Source organism: Streptococcus sp. GMD1S (assembly GCF_000296875.1).
Lineage (GTDB): Bacteria > Bacillota > Bacilli > Lactobacillales > Streptococcaceae > Streptococcus.
In genome coordinates this window covers 1-872 of the sequence record NZ_AJQY01000205.1, presented here as the reverse complement: position 1 = coordinate 872, position 872 = coordinate 1, and the positions used below count along the sequence as shown (strand labels likewise).

The 872-nt window shown below is 45.6% G+C and carries 1 protein-coding gene; it reads left to right on the top strand.

Translation table 11 applies throughout. The features are described from left to right. Positions 1-21 precede the first annotated feature (21 nt). The coding region (locus GMD1S_RS08305) for a chorismate-binding protein (RefSeq protein ID WP_000554839.1) at positions 22-872 on the top strand (851 nt) is incomplete at its 3' end.

Here is an 872-nt window from a genome sequence, read left to right as displayed (position 1 = left end):
TTTTTGTGCTATACTTAAGATATGCATAGAAAAACAGTGATTGATTTTAGGGCTTTGGGGGAGAGATACACCTTTACCCAGCCTATCAAAGAGTTAAAAACGAGAGATTTATCAGAAGTGGCAGACTTGCTGGCACAAGTGGAAAGCTACCAAGAGCAAGGTTATTATGTCGTGGGCTACGTCAGTTACGAGGCTGCACCTGCTTTTGAGGAAAAACTGGCAGTTCACAAGTCTCCTCTACTGGGCGAGTACTTGCTTTACTTTACAGTTCATGATAGGGTAGAAACATCACCTATTCCTCTGACTTATGAGGAAGTAGATCTGCCTTCAAAGTGGCAGGAAGAAACATCTGCAGAAAACTATGAAAAGGCTATTACCCAGATTCACCATCATTTGCGGCAGGGGGACACCTATCAGGTCAACTACACCGTCCAACTCAAGCAAGATTTAAGTGCCAATCCTTTTGCCATCTACAATCGCATGGTGGTAGAGCAGGAGGCGGGATACAATGCTTATGTAGAACATGACGAGATGGCAGTGATTTCCATGAGCCCAGAACTCTTTTTTGAGCAAAATGACCGAGAATTAACGACTCGCCCAATGAAGGGAACAACCCAGCGGGGAGTGACTGACCAAGAAGACCTTGCCCAAGCTAGCTGGCTAGAACAGGATCCTAAAAATCGCTCTGAAAACATGATGATTGTGGACCTCTTGCGCAACGATATGAACCGTATTTCTGAAGTGGGCAGTGAATATGTGGAGCGTCTGTGCCAAGTGGAGCAGTATTCAACCGTTTGGCAGATGACGTCGACCATCAAGAGTCAGTTACGACCGGATGTGGACCTAGTTGAAATCTTCCGTTCGCTCTTTCC